Source organism: Cobetia sp. (genome assembly GCF_983723665.1).
Map to the genome: position 1 here is coordinate 5,392 of NZ_CFDJES010000038.1, position 6,907 is coordinate 12,298.

At 64.2% G+C, this 6,907-nt stretch carries 3 protein-coding genes; 2 read left to right on the top strand and 1 reads right to left on the bottom strand.

The features are described from left to right. The first annotated feature begins 390 nt into the window (after window positions 1-390). Both putA and putP read left to right on the top strand, forming a co-directional pair. Window positions 391-3,570, top strand: coding sequence for a bifunctional proline dehydrogenase/L-glutamate gamma-semialdehyde dehydrogenase PutA (gene putA, locus AC4FAH_RS05805; RefSeq protein ID WP_286987612.1), 3,180 nt, complete (start codon window positions 391-393; stop codon window positions 3,568-3,570). A 468-nt stretch (window positions 3,571-4,038) separates the two neighbouring features. Next, window positions 4,039-5,520, top strand: coding sequence for a sodium/proline symporter PutP (putP, locus tag AC4FAH_RS05810; RefSeq protein WP_107335200.1), 1,482 nt, complete (start codon window positions 4,039-4,041; stop codon window positions 5,518-5,520). A 184-nt stretch (window positions 5,521-5,704) separates the two neighbouring features. On the opposite strand, the gene AC4FAH_RS05815 is transcribed toward putP, so the two are convergent. Then, window positions 5,705-6,907 (bottom strand): hypothetical protein (locus AC4FAH_RS05815; protein ID WP_490245762.1); only part of this gene is annotated, 1,203 nt, incomplete at its 5' end.

Consider the following 6,907-nt stretch of genomic DNA (forward strand, 5'->3'; position numbering starts at 1 on the left):
GCACAGCCTTCGACAAAGGTCGGAGAAGCGTGTCACTTTTCTGACATGCCCGTGAATTTGACATGCGCAGCCGAGAAATTGGAAAGACCCGCCCCCCTGCGCCACCCTACATTCTCAGTCATACATCCAGACGTGCCGCTGTCGCGCTTTCTGATGCGTTCTGCATCACTCCCGGCGCTGTGACTCGGCAATCCCATTCGGCGCTTCGACGCCCAGCAGCAAGGGGTTCGCACCATGACCACCTCCACTCCCTCCGATCAGTCCAGTGCAGTGAATGCCGCGATCGCCTCGGCCACGTCCACAGCCACGTCCCCGCAGTCCTCGACAAACGACAAGCAAGGGGTTCTCAAGGGCAATGTGCTCAAGGACAACATCCTGCGCAGTGACCAGATGCTGGCCGCCAGCACCTGGCAGCAGTCTCCGGAGGCGCTGTTCGCGCGCTTAAGCGACCACTACCTGGTCGATGAAAGCGCCTACGTCAGCGAGCTGGTCGGGCTGCTGAACGCCGAAGACAAGGATGCCAAGCGCATCGGCGACAAGACGGCCGAGCTGGTCCGCGAGATCCGCACCATGGACACCGCCGTCGATTCCATCGACGAGCTGCTGCAGCAGTACAGCCTCGACACCCAGGAAGGCGTGCTGCTGATGTGCCTGGCCGAGGCGCTGCTGCGCATTCCGGACAAGGAAACCGCCGATGCGCTGATCGAGGACAAGCTCGGCGTGGCCGACTGGAAGTCCCACCTGGGCCAGAGCGAGTCCTGGTTCGTCAACGCCTCCACCTGGGGCCTTCTGATGACCGGCAACGTCATCAAGATGGATCTGCCCAAGGGCGACGGCAAGCCGGCCACCTTCATCAACCGCATGGTCAATCGTCTCGGCGAGCCGGTCATCCGCCGCGCCATGTACCAGGCGATGAAGGTGATGGGCAAGCAGTTCGTGCTGGGCCGCGACATCAAGGAAGCGCTCAAGCGCTCCCAGCCGCTGTTCGACAAGGGCTACACCTATTCCTACGACATGCTGGGCGAAGCGGCCTGTACCCGCGACGACGCCAAGGGCTACTTCGACGACTACGCGCGTGCCATCCGCACCGTCGGCGAAACCTCGCGCAAGCTGAAGGAAGGCACCCCGTCGCCGTCCGTCTCCATCAAGCTGTCCGCTCTGCATCCGCGCTATGAATTCGGCCGTCGTGAGCAGGTGCTGGAAGAGCTGGTGGCAAGCGTGCGTGAACTGGCCGGCATCGCCCGCGAGCTGAACGTCGCCATCACCATCGATGCCGAGGAAGTCGATCGCCTCGAGATCTCGCTGGAGGTGTTCCGCGCCGTCTACGAGAGCGACACCTGCCGTGGCTGGGGCAAGTTCGGCCTCGTCGTGCAGGCCTACTCGACGCGTGCCCTGCCGACCCTGCAGTACCTGAACCGCATCGCCGACCTGCAAGGCGACGAGATCCCGCTGCGTCTGGTCAAGGGCGCCTACTGGGACAGCGAGATCAAGGAATCCCAGGAGCTGGGTGTCGAAGGCTATCCGGTGTTCACCCGCAAGGCCTCCACCGACGTCAGCTACCTGGTCTGCGTGCGCTTCCTGCTGTCCGAGAACACTCGCGGACGCATCTACCCGCAGTTCGCCACCCACAATGCCCACACCATCAGCACCATCCTGGATGTGGCCAACGCCGGCGAGACACGTCAGTTCGAATTCCAGCGTCTGCACGGCATGGGCGAAGCCCTGTATGAAGCCGCGCTCAAGCGCGCCCCCAAGGGAACCTGGTGCCGTATCTATGCGCCGGTCGGCGCGCACAAGGACCTGCTCCCGTACCTGGTGCGTCGTCTGCTGGAGAACGGGGCCAACTCCTCGTTCGTTCACCAGCTGGTCGACCCGCGCGTGCCGGTCGAGAGCCTGTGCACCCACCCGGTGGTCACGCTCAATCAGTACAAGACCTACCACAACCCACGCATCGCGCTGCCGCCGAACATCTATGGCGCAGACCGCCTGAATTCACGGGGCATCAATCTGAACATCAATAGCCAGTACCAGCCGCTGATCGACGAGATGGCCACGCACATGGACACCACCTACGACGTGCGTCCGCAGCTGGCCTTCGATGTCGAGGTCAATGCCGAGCGTCGTCAGGCCGTCACCTGCCCGTTCGACCGTCGTGACACCCTGGGCCACGTGCAGTGGACCAGCGCCGAGGAAGCTTCCAAGGCCATCGACGCTGCCTGGGCTGCCTTCCCGCGCTGGGAGCAGACGCCGGTCGAGGAACGCGCCGCGATTCTCGAGCGCTTCGGTGACCTGATGGAAACCCACACCGCCGAGCTGATGACCCTGTGCTCCCGCGAGGGTGGCAAGCTGCTGACCGACGGCATCGCCGAGATCCGTGAAGCGGTCGACTTCTGCCGTTACTACGCCAACCGTGCGCGTGCCGACTTCGCCGAGCCGACCGAGCTGCAGGGCCCGACCGGCGAGCACAACCAGATCATGCTCGGCGGCAAGGGCGTATTCGCCTGCATCAGCCCGTGGAACTTCCCGGTCGCGATCTTCTGCGGCCAGATGGTCGCCGCCGCCGTCACCGGCAACACCGTGGTCGCAAAGCCCGCCGAGCAGACCTCGCTGGTCGCTCACCGCGTGGTCGAACTGCTGCGCGAAGCCGGCATGCCGCACGATGTCGTCCAGCTGCTGCCGGGCGATGGCCCGACCGTGGGTAGCGTGCTGTCCAGCGACCCGCGCATCACTGGCGTGTGCTTCACCGGCTCCACCCAGACCGCACAGATCATCAACCGCTCGCTGGCCGCGCGTGAGAACGCTCCGCTGCCGACGCTGATCGCCGAGACCGGTGGCCTCAACGCCATGATCGTCGACTCCACCGCCCTGCCGGAGCAGGTCGTCAATGACGTGATGCAGTCCGCCTTCCAGAGTGCCGGTCAGCGCTGTTCCGCCCTGCGTGTGCTCTACGTGCAGGAAGACGTCGCCGAGCGCGTCATCGGCCTGCTCAAGGGCGCGATGGACGAGCTGAAGATCGGCGACCCGCGTGACCTGGGCACCGACGTCGGCCCGGTCATCGACGAGGAAGCGCGTGCCGGTCTGCTCAAGCACATCGAGGAATATCGCAGCCAGGGCCGCGTGATCGCCGAAGCCGCCGTCGACAAGACCATCACCGAGCACGGCACCTTCGTCGCGCCGGTCGCCCTGCGCATCGATGGCATCGATAGCCTGGAAAGCGAGCAGTTCGGTCCGGTCCTGCACATCGCGACCTGGAAAGGCGGCGAAGTGGACAAGGTCATCGATACCATCAATGGCCTCGGCTACGGCCTGACCTTCGGTGTGCATTCGCGAAACGAAAGTTTTGCTAATGCCGTTGCACAGAAAATTCGTGTTGGTAATGTCTACGTCAACAGGAATATCATCGGTGCTGTGGTAGGTGTACAGCCGTTTGGTGGCCAGGGCTTCTCTGGTACTGGCCCGAAAGCCGGCGGCCCGCACTACCTGCACCGCTTCGCTACCGAGAAGACCCGTACCGTCAACACCACGGCTCTCGGCGGCAACGCGTCTCTTCTCGCCATGGGCGACGAATGACCGACGCTGCCTGCTCTCGCGGCAGCAGCAGAGGTCATGCCTGGCGGAAGACTGCATGCTGGACGTGCATGAGGTAGCCAGGTGACAGGGCATCAGGACGATGCCCAGTGGATGACGGCGAGCACGCCAGGCCGTCATCTGCCCCGGACACCGACAGGGACGCCCACGGACATGAATCGCCAGCGACTGGCCCCTCATGCTCGTGCCCTGCGGTGTCCGTTGCCGTTTCCCCTTTTGACTCGACGGCAATATGCGGGGACGGACGAACGTCAGAAGATTCGTTTATGCGCTAGTCTGAACGTACAAGATTGGCAGGAACTTGCGAGAGCCACCGCGACAAGGCCCTCGAAGGACGTTCGATGCATGACGCAGGACTCCCGGCGACGGTCTGACAGGAACCGTCACTGGCAGTGAATCATCACGACGCTCGCCGTCCGACAACAATAAATGCAAAGGATTTACTCCACGATGGTCGATAACAGCCCCACCATACTCATCACGTTCGCTATCTATCTGGCGGTGATGCTCGGCATTGGCCTGCTGGCCTACAAGCGCACCTCCAACATGTCGGATTACATCCTGGGTGGCCGCTCATTGGGCCCCTGGACATCCGCCATTTCCGCCGGTGCATCTGACATGTCCGGCTGGCTGCTGCTGGGCCTGCCCGGCGCTGCCTACCTCAGCGGCCTGTCCGCTGCCTGGATCGGCATCGGTCTGCTGGCCGGTACCTGGCTCAACTGGCTGATCGTCGCCAAGCGCCTGCGTATCTACAGCTTCGTCGCCAGCGACTCGTTGACCCTGCCGGATTACTTCGAGAAGCGCTTCCGCGACAACTCCAAGATGTTGCGCGTCATCTCGGCCGTCTTCATCCTGCTGTTCTTCCTCTTCTACACCAGCTCCGGTCTGGTGGCAGGTGGCAAGCTGTTCGAGACCGTCTTCGGCCTCGACTACACCATCGCCGTGACCGTCGGTACCATCGCCATCGTGTCCTACACCTTCTTCGGCGGCTTCCTCGCCGTGTCGTGGACTGACCTCATCCAGGGTCTGATGATGGCTGTTGCCCTGATCGTGGTGCCCATCGTGGCACTCACCGACATGGGTGGCGTGGCAGAAGCGACCTCGCGCATCACCGCCGAGAACCCGCTGCTGCTGGAATGGTTCCGTGACGCCTCCACCGGCGAAGCGCTGACCCTGGTCGGCATCGTCTCCTCACTGGCGTGGGGCCTGGGCTACTTCGGTCAGCCGCATATCCTGGCGCGTTTCGCGGCCATCCGCAGCGAGAAGGACATCGGCGCGGCCCGCACCATCGCCGTCGTCTGGTCTGCGCTGGGTCTGTTCGCGGCCATCTGCATCGGCCTGCTGGGTCTCGTCTACGTGCCGAAGGACCTGGCCGACAGCGAGAAGATCTTCATGGTCATGGTGAACTTCATCTTCCACCCGGCGGTTGCCGGCGTGCTGCTGGCCGCCATCCTGGCTGCCGTGATGTCCACCGCTGACTCCCAGCTGCTGGTGTCGTCCTCTGCCCTGGCCGATGACTTCTACAAAGCGCTGTTCAAGAAGGATGCGACCCAGTCAGAGCTGGTGTGGGTCGGTCGCTTCGCGGTGGTCGGTATCGCCATCATCGCCTGGATCCTGGCGCTGGACCCGAACTCCAGCGTGCTGGGTCTGGTGTCCTACGCCTGGGCCGGCTTCGGTGCCGCCTTCGGTCCGGCTCTGATCATGTCGCTGTACTGGCGTCGCATGAACCGCTTCGGCGCGCTGGCCGGCATCATCGTCGGTGGCGTGACCGTGGTGGTCTGGAAGCAGCTTTCCGGTGGCATCTTCGATCTCTACGAGATCGTGCCGGGCGTCATCTTCGCCTACATCGCCATCTACGTGGTCAGCATCATGAGCGCAGCACCGGCTGATGAAATCACCACGGAATTCGACAAGGTCGAGAACCACGCCTGATCGAGGTGTGACAAGACACTGTTGAAGCCTGTACCTATTGCCGTTCATATCGGCAATACGACAACGCCGCCCCTCGGGGCGGCGTTGTCGTTCATGGCAACTTGTCCTCACTGACTCACGCTGTCATGGTCCCTCCCTCACATGAGCCCCCGCATGGCCTGGGCACATGAGTGACTCGCATGGCCTAATCACATTGGCGAGGCTTGCGGAAATCGATCACCCAGACTCCCTCTTGCAGCGACAGCGCTGGCGACGGCACTTGAGACTGCACTTGAGATTGAGCGGATGAAGGGGCTGAGGACTGCCCGGTAGGCTGGCTGGTGGGCTGATCGGAGGTCTGACTGACAGCATCGCCAGGCGCACAGGGCGACCGCGCTTGCAGGCGTGCCTTGAGCGCCTCATCGCGCAGCAAGGTCACCGCGCTGGCGCCCGCCAGCCGCAGCCGCACCACGGCCCAGTAGTTGTCGGGCGTGAAGGCGGCAACCAGATTCTGGCCTACGGCCGCCACCTGCTGGCGAGCGACCCGCGCCAGTGGCGCCACTGGCGCATCGCCCAGCACCAGTACCGGCAAGGCATCGCGCGGCTGGTAGCGCTCGGCGTCGCGGGGCGAGTCCAGCGGCAGGCCCTGCTCCCGCGCCTGGGCCACCAGAGTGCGCGCCAGCTGTGTCTCATGGCCCTGTTGGGCGGCCAGCGCATTGCTCCAGGCGGCGAAGATCACCCCATGGCGCACCAGCAACAGACAGGCGATGATCAACAGACACGGCTTCAACGGGCACTGCATCACACGCCGCCAGACAGGTGTCTTGCGCTGCGTATTGGCCGCTTCCGTCATGCTCGGCGTTGCGCTGGCGTCGGCACTCGCTCTCACGCTCTCTCTTGCTCTCACGCTCAGTGCCAGCATCAGGGCGCCACCCAGCAGCGGCCCCCAGGCGATCAGTGTGCGCGAATGAAATACCGGCTCGGCCAGCAACAGCATCGGCCCCCACAGGGCGGGAACCAGCAGCAGTGCCCACAGGGCCCAGCTCATGCGCTGCAGCGATAGCTGGCGCGCCGAGCGAGACCTGCCCTCGGGGGCGCCAGCGGCCTCGGCGTGACGTAAAGGCGCGCCGCGAGGCAGGAGTCGCAACAGCGCTGCCCCGGCCAGCAGCGCCAGACTGAGCAGCAACGTGACCTGCCCCAGCCCCTCACGCAGCGCGCCCAGCGCCACGCTCAGGTTGTGCTCGAGACCCGCCAGCAAGCCCTGAGGGTCGGCGAAGGCCAGCATCTGGCCATGCTGCTGACTGTACTCCCCCGCCACCAGCAGCCGCGTGATAGGCAGATAGAGCAGCAAGGCGACGGCGGCCAGCGCCCCACGCTGCAACAGCATCCGCCAGCGCGACCACAGTGA

What these genes read in the sequence shown, in the direction of transcription:
- putA (WP_286987612.1), top strand. Translation starts at nt 391, where the DNA reads ATGCTGGCCGCCAGCACCTGGCAGCAGTCTCCGGAGGCGCTGTTCGCG.
- putP (WP_107335200.1), top strand. Translation starts at nt 4,039, where the DNA reads ATGGTCGATAACAGCCCCACCATACTCATCACGTTCGCTATCTATCTG.